The sequence below is a fragment of the Microcella sp. genome, assembly GCF_051860105.1.
GTDB lineage: Bacteria > Actinomycetota > Actinomycetes > Actinomycetales > Microbacteriaceae > Microcella.
The window spans coordinates 1-14529 of sequence record NZ_JBHYEO010000040.1 but is presented as its reverse complement, the minus strand read 5'-3'; the positions used below and the strand labels follow the sequence as shown (position 1 = coordinate 14529).

14 protein-coding genes and 1 pseudogene are annotated in these 14529 nt (G+C 70.3%); 3 read left to right on the top strand and 12 right to left on the bottom strand.

What is annotated here, in order from left to right; all coding sequences use genetic code 11:
• Positions 1 to 300 (bottom strand): annotated as a pseudogene (locus ACTIE9_RS13090) (30S ribosomal protein S4); the annotation flags it as partial.
• Between the two features lie 163 nt (positions 301 to 463).
• Positions 464 to 1807 carry a replication-associated recombination protein A gene (locus ACTIE9_RS13085; protein ID WP_439566006.1) on the bottom strand — a complete coding sequence of 448 codons (1344 nt, stop codon included), beginning with the start codon at positions 1805 to 1807 and terminating at the stop codon, positions 464 to 466.
• A gap of 122 nt (positions 1808 to 1929) precedes the next feature.
• Between ACTIE9_RS13085 and ACTIE9_RS13080 the strand changes: the two genes are divergently transcribed.
• The 3 genes from ACTIE9_RS13080 to ACTIE9_RS13070 all read left to right on the top strand — a co-directional run bounded on the left by ACTIE9_RS13080 (position 1930) and on the right by ACTIE9_RS13070 (position 4700).
• Complete coding sequence (locus tag ACTIE9_RS13080) at positions 1930 to 2700, top strand: peptidylprolyl isomerase (protein ID WP_439566005.1); 771 nt, start codon at positions 1930 to 1932, stop codon at positions 2698 to 2700.
• 113 nt (positions 2701 to 2813) lie between these two features.
• Positions 2814 to 4046: a DUF349 domain-containing protein gene (locus tag ACTIE9_RS13075; protein ID WP_439566004.1), complete on the top strand. Its 1233-nt coding sequence runs from the start codon at positions 2814 to 2816 to the stop codon at positions 4044 to 4046.
• 66 nt (positions 4047 to 4112) lie between these two features.
• Positions 4113 to 4700 (top strand): hypothetical protein, encoded by a 588-nt coding sequence (locus ACTIE9_RS13070; protein ID WP_439566003.1) that lies wholly within the window; start codon positions 4113 to 4115, stop codon positions 4698 to 4700.
• Here ACTIE9_RS13070 and ACTIE9_RS13065 read toward each other — a convergent pair.
• The 10 genes from ACTIE9_RS13065 to pdxT all read right to left on the bottom strand — a co-directional run.
• Positions 4679 to 6934: a RelA/SpoT family protein gene (locus tag ACTIE9_RS13065; RefSeq protein ID WP_439566002.1), complete on the bottom strand. Its 2256-nt coding sequence runs from the start codon at positions 6932 to 6934 to the stop codon at positions 4679 to 4681. The two genes, ACTIE9_RS13070 and ACTIE9_RS13065, sit on opposite strands and share 22 nt — an antisense overlap.
• 70 nt (positions 6935 to 7004) lie before the next feature.
• A complete protein-coding gene (secF, locus tag ACTIE9_RS13060) occupies positions 7005 to 8015 on the bottom strand; it encodes a protein translocase subunit SecF (protein ID WP_439566001.1) in 1011 nt (336 codons plus the stop codon).
• Positions 8012 to 9757, bottom strand: coding sequence for a protein translocase subunit SecD (gene secD / locus ACTIE9_RS13055; RefSeq protein WP_439566000.1), 1746 nt, complete (start codon positions 9755 to 9757; stop codon positions 8012 to 8014). Before secD ends, secF begins: the two co-directional genes overlap by 4 nt.
• 74 nt (positions 9758 to 9831) lie before the next feature.
• Positions 9832 to 10224 carry a preprotein translocase subunit YajC gene (gene yajC / locus ACTIE9_RS13050; protein ID WP_439565999.1) on the bottom strand — a complete coding sequence of 131 codons (393 nt, stop codon included), beginning with the start codon at positions 10222 to 10224 and terminating at the stop codon, positions 9832 to 9834.
• A gap of 105 nt (positions 10225 to 10329) precedes the next feature.
• Complete coding sequence (gene ruvB / locus ACTIE9_RS13045; RefSeq protein WP_439565998.1) at positions 10330 to 11346, bottom strand: Holliday junction branch migration DNA helicase RuvB; 1017 nt, start codon at positions 11344 to 11346, stop codon at positions 10330 to 10332.
• Positions 11343 to 11978 carry a Holliday junction branch migration protein RuvA gene (ruvA, locus tag ACTIE9_RS13040; RefSeq protein WP_439565997.1) on the bottom strand — a complete coding sequence of 212 codons (636 nt, stop codon included), beginning with the start codon at positions 11976 to 11978 and terminating at the stop codon, positions 11343 to 11345. Before ruvA ends, ruvB begins: the two co-directional genes overlap by 4 nt.
• The gene (gene ruvC / locus ACTIE9_RS13035; protein ID WP_439565996.1) at positions 11975 to 12568 is read right to left on the bottom strand and encodes a crossover junction endodeoxyribonuclease RuvC; all 594 of its coding nucleotides are present in this window, start codon (positions 12566 to 12568) and stop codon (positions 11975 to 11977) included. The genes ruvA and ruvC overlap by 4 nt, the downstream gene beginning before the upstream one ends.
• A 4-nt stretch (positions 12569 to 12572) precedes the next feature.
• Positions 12573 to 13337, bottom strand: coding sequence for a YebC/PmpR family DNA-binding transcriptional regulator (locus ACTIE9_RS13030; RefSeq protein ID WP_439565995.1), 765 nt, complete (start codon positions 13335 to 13337; stop codon positions 12573 to 12575).
• A 34-nt stretch (positions 13338 to 13371) separates the two neighbouring features.
• On the bottom strand, positions 13372 to 13983 hold the full coding sequence (locus ACTIE9_RS13025) for a hypothetical protein (RefSeq protein ID WP_439565994.1): 612 nt from the start codon (positions 13981 to 13983) through the stop codon (positions 13372 to 13374).
• Between the two features lie 25 nt (positions 13984 to 14008).
• Positions 14009 to 14529: pyridoxal 5'-phosphate synthase glutaminase subunit PdxT (pdxT, locus tag ACTIE9_RS13020; protein ID WP_439565993.1), on the bottom strand; the 521-nt coding region annotated here is incomplete at its 5' end.

Genomic DNA, 14529 nt, shown 5'->3' with positions numbered 1-14529 from the left:
GAGCGCGTCGAGACGCATCTCGAGCAGCTCGACGAGGTTCTCACCCGTCAGGCCGGCCGAGCGACGGGCCTCGTTGAACGCGATCTTGAGCTGGGCCTCACGGATGCCGTACTGGGCACGGAGACGCTGCTTCTCGCGCAGACGCACGGCGTAGTCGCTGTCGGCCTTGCGCTTGGTGCGGCCGTGCTCACCGGGAGCGTAGGGGCGCTTCTCGAGGTACTTGGCCGCCTTCGGGGTGAGGGCGATGCCGAGTGCGCGAGAGAGACGGGTCTTGCTGCGAGTACGTGACTTGGTAGACACGGTTTCCTTCCCTGGGCGTGGCCGAGAATCTCAGCGGCTCACGGGCGTACACCGCTCCGTCCGGTCCGGACGCACGCCGAGGCGTTCCGGGGGAAGCTACGAGGGAGGGTGTGCCCATATCTGACGGGCCGAGCAAGCCTACCAGAGCGGGCGCCCACCCTCGTCAGTCGGTGCCGCCCCGCGTGATGGCCCGCAGCTTGGCCAGGCGCGCGGCGACCTCGCGCTCGTGCCCGCGCTCGGTCGGGCGGTAGTACTCGGTGCCCACGAGCGGATCGGGCAGATACTGCTGCTCGGCGACCCCGACCGGCTCGTCGTGCGGGTACACGTACCCCTTCCCATGGCCGAGCCGCTTCGCGCCGGGATAGTGGGCGTCGCGCAACGGTTTCGGCACGCGGCCGAGCCGACCCGCGCGCACGTCGGCGATCGCGGCATCGATGCCGACGTATGCCGCGTTCGACTTCGGCGCCGTCGCGAGGTAGACGACCGCCTCCGCCAGCGGGATGCGCCCCTCGGGCATGCCGATCAGCTGCACCGCCTGGGCGGCCGCGACGGCGATCGGCAGCGCCTGCGGGTCGGCCATGCCGATGTCCTCCGCCGCCGAGATGATCACGCGACGGGCGATGAACCGCACGTCCTCCCCCGCCTCGATCATGCGGGCGAGGTAGTGCAGGGCCGCGTCGGGGTCGCTCCCCCGGATCGACTTGATGAACGCGCTGATCACGTCGTAGTGCTCGTCGCCCTGCTTGTCGTAGCGCAGCAGTGCGCGATCGACCGCCGCGGCGACGATCTCCGCCGTGATCACGGGATGCTCGGCGGGCGTCTCCCCGCCTGCCGCGGCCGACTGCGCGGCCGCCTCGAGCGCGGTGAGCGCCCGTCGCGCGTCGCCCGAGGCGAGCCGCACGATCGCGTCGCGAGCGGCCGGCTCGAGCTCGACCGCCCCCGCGAGCCCGCGCGGGTCGACGACGGCGCGATCGACGAGCACCCCGAGATCGTCGTCGCTCAGGGTCTCGAGCGTCAGCAGCAGGCTGCGGCTCAGGAGCGGCGCGATCACCGAGAACGAGGGGTTCTCCGTCGTCGCGGCGATGAGGATCACCCAGCCGTTCTCGACGCCCGGCAGCAGGGCGTCCTGCTGCGCCTTCGTGAAGCGGTGGATCTCGTCGAGGAACAGAACGGTCGACGTGCCGTACAGGTCGCGGTCGGCGAGGGCGCGCTCCATCACCTCGCGCACGTCTTTCACTCCGGCCGTGACGGCCGAGAGCTCGACGAAACGGCGGCCGCTCGACCGCGCGATGGCCTGAGCCAGCGTCGTCTTGCCCGTGCCGGGCGGCCCCCAGAGGATGACCGAGACGGCGCTCGGCGCCCGGCCGGGATCGTCGCTCGCCAGACTGACGAGAGGGGATCCGGCGCGCAGCAGGTGCCGCTGGCCCGCCACCTCGTCGAGGCGCGTCGGCCGCATGCGCACGGCGAGGGGAACCGCGGCGGAGCCGAGGCCCGGCTGAGCATCCATGCCCCCAGGCTAACGGTCGGTTCCGACCCGCCCCGGGCCGCGAGCGACGGCGACGGGCCCTCGACTAGAGTTCACTGCGGCGCGGGCCGCACAGACGGCGCCCGGCGCCGGATGGAGGAGCAGTGGCAGCCGCATCGGCCAGCAACCGGGAGTCGCAGGATCGCCTGCGCCGCTATCAGGCACGGCAGACCGTGCACGAGACCAAGATCGCGCGCCGGAAGCGCGACAACCTCATCGCGGTGCTCGCGATCGTCGTGGTGGGCGCGCTCGCGGCCACGGCGCAGATCGTCTACTTCACCGCCGGTCCGGGCACTCCCGAGCCCGTCGCGAGCGCGAGCCCCGAGCCCAGCGAGCCGGCCACGGCCGCGCCGGAGCCCGCCCTCAGCGAGTTCCGCACCTGGACCGGGGCGATGACCATCAACGACGGTCTCGAGCTCGGCTACGAGCTCGACGGGCTCGCAGCGCCGCAGGCGGTCGCATCGTTCGTGAGCCTCGTGCAGAGCGGCTTCTACGACGGGCTCACCTGCCACCGTCTGACGACCGAGGGCATCTTCGTGCTGCAGTGCGGCGACCCCAACGGCGATGGCACCGGCGGCCCGGAGTACCGCTTCGGCCCGATCGAGAACCCGCCGCTCGACGACGTCTACACGACCGGGGTCATCGCGATGGCCCGCCAGGGCGGCGACGGCGCGAGCATGGGCAGCCAGTTCTTCATCGTCTACGACGACTCCACGATCCCGGCGGACGCCGCAGGCGGGTACACCGTGATGGGGCGCATCACGAGCGGCCTGGATGCCCTGCTCGCCGACGTGGTCGCTGCGGGTGTCGAGGGTGGCGGCACCGACGGCCCGCCCGCCGTACCGACGATCATCACGGGCATCACGATCCAATAGCGATCAGCGGCGGCGGCGGCACCGCCCGGTCCTCGCCGCCGACCGTGCCATATGCTGAAAAACCGCGCGGCCCCTGCCGCGCGCGTGCGCACTCGAATGAGGTTGAAGCAGACGTGTCAGCGAACGAGAAGAGCCCCTGGGGCCGGGTCGACGAGACCGGCACCGTGTACGTCACCGACGGCGGCGTCGAGCGCGCGGTCGGGCAGTACCCCGACGGCACACCGGAGGAGGCGCTCGCCTACTTCACCCGCAAGTACGTCGAGCTCGAGGGCCAGGTGCGTCTGCTCGAGCAGCGGGCACGGGCCGGCGCTCCGGCGACCGATGTCGCGAAGACGGTCGCGACGCTGACCTCCGCCCTCGAATCGCCGGCCGCGGTCGGCGATCTCGACGCGCTGCGCTCCCGGGTGGGCGCGCTGACGGCGACCGTCGAGAAGCTCACCGAAGAGCAGAAGGCGGAGGCCGCCGCCGCGACCGAGGCCGCGGTCGCCGAGCGCACCGCGATCGTCGAGGCCGCCGAAGCCCTCGCCGCGAAAGACCCGCAGTCGGTTCAGTGGAAGCAGGTGTCGAGCGAGCTCGATGCACTCTTCGCACGCTGGAAGGATCACCAGACGAACGGTCCGCGCCTGCCCAAGAAGCAGGGCGACGACCTGTGGAAGAGGTTCCGCGCCGCCCGGACGACCGTCGAATCGCACCGACGGGCCTTCTTCGCCGGTCTCGATTCGGAGCACAAGGAGGTGCGCGCCCGCAAGCAGGCGCTCATCGACCAGGCCGTGGCCCTCGCTGCCCAGGGCACCGCCGCGATCCCGTCCTATCGCCGCCTCCTCGACGAGTGGAAGCTCGCCGGTCGGGCCGGCAAGAAGGTCGACGATGCGCTGTGGGCCCAGTTCAAGGCCGCTGGCGACGCACTGTACGCCGCGAAGGCGGAGGTCGACGCTCGCGAGAACGAGGAGTTCGCGGGCAACCTGGCCGTGAAGCTCGCGCTGCTCGACGAAGCGGCGCCGCTCCTGACGGCGACCGACCGCGTGCAGGCCCGCGCGACCCTCTCGAACATCCAGCGCAAGTGGGATGCCGCGGGCAAGGTGCCGCGCGATCAGGTCAAGGTCGTGGAAGACCGCATGCGCCAGATCGAGCAGGCCGTGAAGAAGCTCGAAGAGGAGCACTGGAACCGTTCCGATCCCGAGAAGAAGGCACGATCGGAAGGTCTGGCCGCGCAGCTCGAGCGCGCCATCACCGGGCTCGAGGCGGATCTCGCCGCGGCGACCGCGGCGAAGGATGCCCGGCGGATCGCGGAGGTCACCGAGGCCCTTGAGGCTCGTCGCGCCTGGCTGAGTGCCGTCGACCGCTGACGCGGGTTCTCCACAGGCTGGCGAGAAGAACGCCGGCGGAGCCGACGAGCGGGCACACTCCCCCGCATGACCCCGGCCCCGCTCATCGTCCTGCCGTCCGCCCGCTTGAGCGCGAGCGAACTGCGCGCGGCCGTGCTCGACGGTGAGCTGGTCGCGATCGGTGAGGGCTTCGCTCCGATCGATGCGCCCATCACCGCCGCCGCCCGCGCGGCATCCCTCGCACCCTCTCTGCTCGACGACCGGGTCGTCATCGCCGATCGAACCGCGGCGTGGGTGTGGGGCTGGGGTCCGGCGCCCGCCGCCCTCATGACGTGCGTCGCGATCACGGCGCGCATCCCCTCGCCCGATCGCCGACGGCTGCGCGCGCGCGAAGTCGTGATCGACGACGACGAGCGGCGGATGCTGGGAGCCGTCGCCGTCACGACACCGCTGCGCACCCTGCTCGACCTCGCCCGCCACGATGAGGGCGCCGACGTCGTGAGCCTGCTCGCCAGGGGCATCCGGTGCCACGCCTTCACCCGAGAGGCGGTGGACTCGGCACTCGCGCGGAGACGGAGCCTGTCGTTCGTGCGCCCCGCGCGAGAACGGCTCGCCGCGGCGTTCGAGCAGGCAGGAGCCGAGGAGACGGCGGATCAGCCGTTGCTGACGCGGTAGACGTCGTAGACGGCGTCGATGCGGCGCACCGCGTTGAGCACACGATCGAGGTGGGTCACGTCACCCATCTCGAACACGAACCGACTGAGCGCCAGACGATCCTTCGACGTGCTGACGCTCGCTGACAGGATGTTGACGTGGTGCTCGGAGAGCACCCGCGTGACGTCGCTCAGCAGGCCGCTGCGGTCGAGAGCCTCGACCTGGATCTGGACGAGGAACACGCTCTTGGCGGTCGGCGCCCACTCGACCTCGATCATGCGGTCGGGCTCGGTGAGCAGCGAGGCGACGTTGCTGCAGTCGCCGCGGTGCACGCTGACCCCCTGGCCGCGCGTGACGAAGCCGACGATGGCGTCGCCCGGAACCGGCGTGCAGCACTTCGCGAGCTTGACGAGGATGTCGGGCGCCCCGCGCACGAGCACACCCGAGTCGCTCGTGCGTACGGGGGTGCGGCCGCGCGTCGGCACGCTGAACGGCTCGTCGTCGCTCTCGGCCTCCACGTGCAGCGCGGCGAGGATCTTCTCGATCACCGATTGCGTCGAGACGTGCCCTTCGCCGACGGCTGCGTAGAGCGACTCGACGGTCTCGTAGCGCAGCTGCGAGGCGACGTGCGCCACGGCGTCCTGCGACATGAGGCGCTGCAGGGGCAGGTTCTGCTTGCGCATCGCCCGGGCGATCGCGTCCTTCCCCTGTTCGACGGCCTCGTCGCGACGCTCCTTGGTGAACCACTGGCGGATCTTCGAGCGCGCCCGGGTGCTCGTGACGAAGTTCAGCCAGTCTTGACTGGGCCCGGCATCGGGGTTCTTCGAGGTGAAGACCTCGACCGAGTCGCCGCTGTTGAGCACGGTCTCGAGCGGCACGAGGCGACCATTGACCTTCGCACCCATGGTGCGGTGGCCGACCTCGGTGTGCACGGCGTAGGCGAAGTCGACCGGCGTGGCGCCCGCCGGCAGGCCGATGACCTTGCCCTGGGGCGTGAAGACGTAGACCTCCTTCGCTCCGATCTCGTACCGGAGGTTGTCGAGGAACTCGGTGGGGTCACTCGTCTCCGCCTGCCAGTCGGAGATATGGGCGAGCCAGGCCATGTCGGTGTCCGAGCGCTCGGTTCCCGCCTCACCGCGGCTCGCACCCGCCATTCGCTCCTTGTACTTCCAGTGCGCGGCGACGCCGAACTCCGCGCGCTGGTGCATCTCGTGCGTGCGGATCTGCAGTTCGACCGGTCGGCCGCCGGGCCCGAACACGGTCGTGTGCAACGACTGGTAGAGGTTGAACTTCGGCGTGGCGATGTAGTCCTTGAAGCGACCCGGCATCGGATTCCAGCGGGCGTGAACCGCGCCGAGCACGGCATAGCAGTCGCGGATCGAGTTGACCAGGATCCGCACGCCGGTCAGGTCGTAGATCTCGTCGAAGTCGCGACCGCGGTGCACCATCTTCTGGTAGATCGAGTAGTACTGCTTCGGTCGGCCCTTCACATCGGCCTTAATCTTGGCCTGCCGGAGGTCGTCCTTCACCGCATCGATCACCTGCTGCACGAAGGCCTCGCGCTCGGGCGTGCGGTTGCGCACGAGGCTCTCGATCTCGACGTAGATCTTGGGCTGGAGCACCGCGAACGACAGGTCCTCCAGCTCCCACTTGATGGTCTGGATGCCCAGCCGGTGCGCGAGCGGAGCGTAGATGTCGAGCGTCTCCTGCGCCTTGCGCTGCGCTGACGCGCTCTCGACGAAGCCCCAGGTGCGCGCGTTGTGCAGCCGGTCGGCGAGCTTGACGATGAGCACCCTGATGTCTTTCGACATCGCGACGATCATCTTGCGCACGGTCTCGGACTGGGCGCTGTCGCCGTACTTCAGCTTGTCGAGCTTGGTGACGCCGTCGACGAGCATCGCGATCTCGTCACCGAAGTCGCGCCGCAGCTCGTCGAGGCTGTAGCCGGTGTCTTCGACGGTGTCGTGCAGGAGCGCCGCGGCGATGGTCTTCGCGCCGATGCCCAGATCGGCCAGGATCTGCGCGACCGCGAGCGGGTGGGTGATGTAGGGCTCGCCGCTCTTGCGCGTCTGCCCCTCGTGCGCACGCTCCGCGACCTGGTAGGCACGCTCGATGAGACCGATGTCGGCCTTGGGATGCTGCGCCCGCACCGTGCGGATCAGCTTCTCGAGGGCGCCGCCCGACTGCGACCGCGAGAAGATGCGCGGCAGGAGCGCGCGCAACGATGCGGTGCTCTGCTGCGTCGTCTCGGTCATCCGCCCGCCCTCCGTCTCCAGTGTACGGCGACGAGCAGAGAGGCGGCCGACCGCAGGGGCCGCACCGGACTCAGCGCACCGCGCCCGACTCGGCGCGCACGACGCGCGGACGCGTGCCCTGCTTCTTCACCTCGGGCTCGTTCTGACGGAGGTGGACGTACAGCGGGGCGGCCAGGAAGATCGACGAGTACGTGCCGACGATCGTGCCGACCGTGAGGGCGAGCGCGATGTCGCGCAGCGTGCCCGCGCCGAGCAGGATCGATCCGATGAAGAGGATCGAGGCCGTCGGCAGCACCGCCACGATCGACGTGTTGATCGACCGCACGAGCGTCTGGTTGACCGCCAGATTGACCGACTGGGCGAACGTGCGCCGAGACTCCCCGCCGTCCTCGCTCGTGTTCTCGCGCACCTTGTCGAACACCACGACGGTGTCGTAGAGCGAGTAGCCGAGGATCGTGAGGAAGCCGATCACCGCGGCAGGTGTGATCTCGAGTCCGAACACGCCGTAGACGCCGGCGGTGATGATGAGGTCGTGGAAGAGCGCGATGATCGCGGCGAGCGACATCTTCCACGTCCGGAAGTAGACGGCGAGCACGAGACTCGCGAGGACCAGGAACACCACGAGAGCGATGATCGCCTGGCGAGTGATGTCAGCGCCCCAGGTCGCTCCGATGAACGAGGAGCTGACGTCGGATTCGGCGACGCCGTAGGCCTCGGAGAGGGCTGCCCGAACCTCCTCCGTCTGCGCAGGGGTGAGCTGCTCGGTCTGCACGCGTACCGAGTCTCCGCCGACGATCGAGACGCGCGGGCTGGCCCCCGGCACGACGGACGCGACAGCCTCGTCGGCGATCGCCGTCGCGGCCGCGGTGCCCTGCTCGACGACCGAGGTGCTCTGCACCCGGAACTCGGAGCCGCCGCGGAATTCGATGCCGAAGACGAAACCGCCCCGCAGCGCCGTGAATCCGATCGCCAGAATGACGAAGACAGCGGCGATGAGGTACCAGGTGTTGCGGCGCCCGACGAAGTCGAACGATCGCTGGCCGGTGTAGAGGTCGTTGCCGAACTGCGTGAGCTTGCTCATCGCGAACCCTTCCCTTCGCCGCTCGACTCGGCGGCCTTCCGCTCGGCGATGGTCTGCCTCTTCTGCGCCTCGCGGCTGCTGCTCGCGACCTTGGTGCTCGTGACGCCCACCGGGGCGCGGAACTGCGCGCGACCGCGGTAGACGGCGCCGAGGGCCTGCGGGTCGAGCCCGCTGAGGGGGTGCCCGCTGCCGAAGAACTTCGTGCGTGCCAGCAGCTGCATGAGCGGGTGCGTGAACAGCGCGACCACGATGAGGTCGACGATCGTCGTGATGCCGAGCGTGAAGGCGAAGCCGCGCACGTTGCCGACTGCGAGCACGAAGAGCACGGCGGCGGCGAGGAAGTTGATGACGTCGCTGATGAGGATCGTGCGCCAGGCGCGCTTCCAGCCCGCCTCGACGGCACCGTCGACGCTGCGTCCGTCGCGCAGCTCGTCGCGGATGCGCTCGAAGTACACGATGAAGGAGTCGGCGATGACACCGATCGAGATCACGAGTCCGGCGACGCCAGCCAGCGAGAGGCGGAAGCCCTGCTGGTTCGAGAGGTAGGTGATGATCAAGTACGTGACGATGCCCGCGACGATGAGGGAGGCGAGCACGACGCCGCCGAGCGCGCGGTACTGGAAGAAGGCGTAGAGGGCCACCAGGATCAGGCCGACGATGCCGGCGATGATGCCGCTCTGCAGCTGCGAGACACCGAGCGTGGCGCTGATGTTCTCGCTCGACTGGATCTGGAAGCCGATGGGCAGGGCGCCGAACTTCAGCTGGTCGGCGAGCGTCAGGGCGCTCTCTTCGGTGAAGTTGCCGCTGATCTGCGGCCGCCCGTCGGTGATCGCGACGTTGGTCCGCGGAGCGCTGATCACGCTGCCGTCGAGCACGATGGCGAACTGGTTGCGCACATCGGTGAAGGTCACGAGCCGTTCCGTGACCGCGCGGAACTGTGTGGTTCCCTCACCGTCGAACTCGATGAAGACGCCCCACTCGTTCGTCGTGACGCCGGTGGACGACGCGATGAGCCCAGCCCGAGCGTCGGAGATGCGCTCGCCTTCCACTTCGACGGGGCCGAGGATGTACTTGATCGAGCCGTCCTGCTCGCAGGTGATCAGCGGCTCGTCGGTCGGGGCCACGTTCGCGCCGACCGCGTTGACGGTCGCGCAGTCGAACGTGTCGAACCGCTCCTGGATCTCCGGCGTGATCCACGCCAGATCGCTCGCGTCGGTCGGCGCGACGCTCGGCGTCGGCTCGGCGCTGGGAGCGTCGCTCGGCGCCGCCCCCGGGTCAGCGGAGGGAGAAGCCGAGGGATCGGTACCGTCGCCGTCGGCACCCGGTTCATCGATCGTGTCGGCCGACGGCAGGTCGGCGAGGAGCACCGGCCGGAACTCGAGCTTGGCCGAGCTCGAGATGCGCTCGCGCGTCGCATCGTCGGGCTCGCCCGGGATCGACACGACGATGTTCTGGTTGCCCTGCGTGTTGATCTCGGCCTCGCTGACACCACTGGCGTCGACACGCTGACGGATGATCGCCACCGCCCGCTCGAGCTGCTCAGCCGTCACCGCCTCGCCGCTCGCGAGCTGGGGGCTCAGGGTGATCTGCGTGCCGCCCTCGAGGTCGAGGGCGAGCTTCGGAGTCCACTGGCCGTTGTTGAACAGCACGCTCGCACCATTCGCCGCGATGAGGGCGATGATGATGACGAGCAACCAGACGAGGGAACGAATGGCCTTGCGCTCGGTGGTAGATCTGGCCACCTCAGGTACTCATTTCTGCCGGGGAAGGCGGGCGCGCCGCAGAGCGGCGCGCTGCGCGCGGGGAGCGGTCGGGTCTAGCTCTCGGTCTTGCGAGTGCGCTTGGGCTTCTCGGCCGGCGCGTCGACGCTCGACTCGTTGACGCTCGGCTCGGTCACGACCGGGGCGCCCTCCGCGACCATCTCCGCCTCGGCGACCTCGTCGATGACCTCGTCCTCGATCACGCGCGCGAGCGTCTGACGGTGCACGCGCACCGTGCTGCCCGGGCTGGTCTCGATGACAGCGACGTTCGCATCGTCGTCGATGCTCACGAGCGTGCCGAACAGACCGAAGTTGGTCATGACCTCAGCACCCGGAACCATCTTCTCCTGGAGGGTCTCGAGCTCCTGCTTGCGCTTGCGCGAGTTGCGGAACATGAAGAAGATCAGCAGGGCGAGCACGCCCAGCATGACGATGGTCAACGGATCCATGAGGGGATTGCCTTTCAGGAGAGCAGCAGTTCAGGAAGATCTGCGGCGTGGCGCTGGGAGCAGCACCGGTCGGCGAGCGGATGCTCCGCCGAGGGCCAGCGACAACTATAGGTCATCGGCCCCGGTCACCCGCGGCGGGTGGCCGAGGTGGGCCCACGCGCGGGCCGTCGCGACGCGACCGCGGGGGGTGCGGGAGAGCAGGCCCGTGCGCACGAGGAACGGTTCGACGACCGCCTCGATCGTCTCGGCCTCCTCCCCCACCGAGACCGCGAGCGTCGAGAGCCCGACCGGGCCGCCATCGAATCGCTCGACGATCGCGGCGAGCACAGCCCGGTCGAGGCGGTCGAGCCCCTGCTCATCGACGTCGTAGAGCTCGAGGGCGGCCCGCACCGCGCTGCGATCGGCGGCGCCGCCGTGCACGAGCGCGTAGTCGCGCACTCGGCGCAGCAGCCGGTTGGCGATGCGGGGCGTGCCGCGCGAGCGGCGCGCGATCTCGGCCAGGGCATCCTCGTCGATGGCCAGCGTCAGCAGGCGCGCGGCGCGCACGAGCACCTGGTGCAGCTCCTCCGGCTCGTAGAACTCGAGGTGCGCGGTGAACCCGAAACGATCGCGCAGCGGGTTCGGCAGCAGGCCGGAGCGCGTCGTCGCACCGACGAGCGTGAACGGTGCCAGTTCGAGGGGGATGCTCGTGGCACCCGCGCCTTTGCCGACCATGATGTCGACGCGGAAGTCCTCCATCGCGAGGTAGAGCATCTCCTCCGCCGATCGCGCCATGCGGTGGATCTCGTCGATGAACAGCACCTCGCCCGGAACGAGCGAGGAGAGCACCGCGGCGAGATCGCCCGCATGCTGGATCGCCGGCCCGCTCGTCATGCGCAGCGGACGCCGACCCTCGTGCGCGACGATCATGGCCAGGGTCGTCTTGCCGAGCCCGGGAGGGCCGGCGAGCAGGATGTGATCGGGCGTGCGGTTCTGCAGCCCCGCTGCCTCGAGGAGCAGCTGCAGCTGCCGCCGCACCTTCTGCTGGCCGACGAACTCGGCGAGGCTCTGCGGGCGCAGCGCGCCCTCGAACGCGAGCTCGGCGTCCGACTCGGGAGTCGGGCGCAGCACGTCGTCGGTCATGAGCCGCCTCCGGCGGCGTCGGACCGGCCGCGGGCGGGCCCGAGGATGCTCAGCGCGCGCCGCAGCAGAACCGCGAGCCCGGTCGTCGCGGCGTCGGGGTCGGCCTCGACGACCTGCGCCGCCGCCTCGAGGGCGGTGCGCTCGGGCCAGCCGAGCCCCGTGAGCGCCGCGGCGAGCGATGCGGTCACCGCACCCGGAGCGGTCGGCGCGTCGACCGGCGCGGGGCCCGCCGGGGCGACGAGCTTGCCGGCGAGCGTCACAACGATGAGCTTCGCGGTCTTCGGACCGATGCCCGTGACGGCGCGGAACGGCGCATCATCGTCGGCGGCGATCGCGCGCGCGATCGCGTCGGGCGGCATCTCGCCGAGCACGCCGAGGGCCGAGTTCGGGCCGACGCCCGAGACCGTGCGCCGCAGCTCGAAGATCCCGAGCTCGACCACGTCGGCGAAGCCGGAGAGGCTCATGTCGTCCTCGCGCACGACGAGGGCGGTGTGCAGCCGCACGGTGTCGTTCACGCGCAGCTCGCGAGCATGCCGCTCGGTCAGGGCGACGGCGTACCCGACGCCCGACACGTCGATGACCGCGCGCGATCCCGCGAGGGCGATGAGGGTTCCCCGCAGGCTGGCGATCACCCGTCGAGCCTACGGGCGCGCACCGCCTTCTCCGCCGTGCGCCACGCCTCTTGCGCGGGCGTGAGCGGGCCGGCGCCGGTGCTCGAGTCCCGCGCGACCCGTGCCGCGGGGCTCGCAGCGCCGCGCCAGCCGTGGCAGATCGCGAGCGCGAGGGCGTCGGCCGCGTCGGCGGGCCGCGGAGGGGCATCCAATCGCAGGATGCGCTGCACCATCGCCGTCACCTGCTTCTTGTCGGCGCCGCCGTGCCCGGTGACGGCGGCCTTGACCTCCGTCGGGGTGTGCAGCGTCACCGCGAGCCCGCGGGCCGCTGCGGCGTGCAGCACGACTCCGCTGGCTTGAGCCGTGCCCATGACCGTGCGCACGTTGTGCTGGGCGAAGACGCGCTCCAGGGCGACGGCGTCGGGCGCATGCTCATCGAGCAGGGTGCGAAGCTGCTCGCCGATCGCGAGCAAGCGCTGCTCGAGCGGCAGCTCCGGCTCGGTCTGGATCACCGTGACTGCGACGAGCGTGGCCCGTCGGTTCGGCTCGATGTCGACGATGCCGACCCCGCAGCGGGTCAGACCGGGGTCGACGCCGAGCACCCGCAGCACGCGGCTACTCGTCGTCGTCGTCGAGCTCGGCGCGCACCTCGGCGCTCAGCGAGACGTTGGTGAAGACGTTCTGCACGTCATCGAGGTCGTCCATCGCGTCGACGAGCTTGAATAGCTTGCGTGCCGTCTCAGCGTCCGCCTCGATCTGCAGGTTCGCGACGAACTCGGCCTCGGCCGAGTCGTACTCGATGCCAGCCTCCTGCAGCGCGGTGCGCGCGGCGACGAGGTGCGAGGGGTCGGTGATGACCTCGAAGCCGCCGCCCTGGTCGATGACCTCCTCGGCACCCGCGTCGAGCACGGCGAGGAGGATGTCGTCCTCGGTCACGCCCGCGGTCTTCGTGATGGAGATGACGCCCTTGCGGCTGAAGTTGTAGGCGACGCTGCCGGGGTCGGCCATCGTGCCGCCGTTGCGCGACATCGCGGTGCGCACCTCGGCCGCGGCGCGGTTCTTGTTGTCGGTCAGGCACTCGATGAGCAGCGCGAGGCCGCCCGGGCCGTAGCCCTCGTACATGATGGTCTGGTAGTCGACCGATTCGCCGGTGAGCCCCGCGCCGCGCTTGATCGCGCGATCGATGTTGTCGTTCGGCACCGACGTCTTCTTGGCCTTCTGCACGGCGTCGACGAGGGTGGGGTTGCCGCTCAGATCGGCGCCGCCGATCTTGGCGGCGACCTCGATGTTCTTGATGAGCTTGGCGAACGACTTGGCACGGCGCGCATCGATGACGGCCTTCTTGTGCTTCGTCGTCGCCCACTTGGAATGGCCGGACATGGGGCTCCTTGCGAGTCTGAAGATCAGTGTCAGTTTAGGGCAGGGCGTCTGCCCGGATTCCGGCGCGGCGCAGTTCGAGCCCGGCGAGGGCACGGATCGCGGCGGGATCGTTCGCGCGCCACACCGCGGCGGGGTCGGGATGCACGGCCGCCAGCTCGTGCAGCGGCGCCCGGGCCACGGCCCGTGCGGCGAGCGTGTCGGCGGTCATGCCGCGCGCGATCATCGACCGTAGCCGGCTGGAGCGCAGGGCGAACCGCACGCGGGGAAGCACCCAGACGAGGGCGAGCAGCACCAGCGGCACGACCGCGACCGACAGGCCGACACCGAGCGCGACCGCCTCGACGAAGGCCTGCTGCGCACGGCCGGCCTCAGCAACGGAGGCGCCCGCGCCCGCCGCCGCATCGAAAGGGCCGCGGATGCCGTCGCCGATGAGCGGCACGTCGCCGAGGGTCTCGGCGGCGTCGCTGAGCCCCGTCTCGAAGTCGAGGCCGGCCTGCTCGAGGTCGCGTCCGAAGGCACCGAGGGCGCGGATCGTTGCGGTAACCGCAGCCGCAGTGCTCACGACGACGATCACGACCACGAGTCCGACGATGTCGGCGATGACCTGCCGTGTCCGGGCGGCCGGGTAGTCCGAGTAGAGGCTCATGCCCCCATCGTGACAGGTACGGCGCTTAGGAGGCCGCGGCGACGTGATCGAGGAACCGCGCGTGAAAGCGCGTCTCCCCCGCAACCTCCGGGTGGAAGGAGGTACCCATCAGGCGTCCCTGCTCGACTGCGACGACGCGCCCGTCGTCGAGCGTCGCGAGCACCTCGACTCCCGCACCGACCTCGTCGACCGCGGGAGCGCGGATGAACACGGCATGCACGGGCGGATCGCCGAGCACGGGCACGGCGAGGTCGGTCTCGAACGAGTCGAGCTGGGTGCCGAAGGCGTTGCGACGCACGGCGACATCGAGTCCGCCGAACGACAACTGACCCTCGATCGCGTCGTGCAGGCGATCGGCGAGCATGATGAGCCCGGCGCACGTGCCGTAGACGGGCATGCCGCTCGCGATCCGCTCACGGAGGGGATCGCGCAGCCCGAACAGGCGGCTCAGCTTGTCCATGACGCTCGACTCGCCGCCGGGGATCACGAGCCCGCCCACCTCGGCGAGTTGCGCGGACGTGCGCACCTCGCGCACGTCCGCGCCCA

What these genes read in the sequence shown, in the direction of transcription:
- ACTIE9_RS13085 (WP_439566006.1), bottom strand. Translation starts at nt 1,807, where the DNA reads ATGGATGCTCAGCCGGGCCTCGGCTCCGCCGCGGTTCCCCTCGCCGTG.
- ACTIE9_RS13070 (WP_439566003.1), top strand. Translation starts at nt 4,113, where the DNA reads ATGACCCCGGCCCCGCTCATCGTCCTGCCGTCCGCCCGCTTGAGCGCG.
- ACTIE9_RS13065 (WP_439566002.1), bottom strand. Translation starts at nt 6,934, where the DNA reads ATGACCGAGACGACGCAGCAGAGCACCGCATCGTTGCGCGCGCTCCTG.
- secF (WP_439566001.1), bottom strand. Translation starts at nt 8,015, where the DNA reads ATGAGCAAGCTCACGCAGTTCGGCAACGACCTCTACACCGGCCAGCGA.
- yajC (WP_439565999.1), bottom strand. Translation starts at nt 10,224, where the DNA reads ATGGATCCGTTGACCATCGTCATGCTGGGCGTGCTCGCCCTGCTGATC.
- ruvB (WP_439565998.1), bottom strand. Translation starts at nt 11,346, where the DNA reads ATGACCGACGACGTGCTGCGCCCGACTCCCGAGTCGGACGCCGAGCTC.
- ACTIE9_RS13030 (WP_439565995.1), bottom strand. Translation starts at nt 13,337, where the DNA reads ATGTCCGGCCATTCCAAGTGGGCGACGACGAAGCACAAGAAGGCCGTC.
- ACTIE9_RS13025 (WP_439565994.1), bottom strand. Translation starts at nt 13,983, where the DNA reads ATGAGCCTCTACTCGGACTACCCGGCCGCCCGGACACGGCAGGTCATC.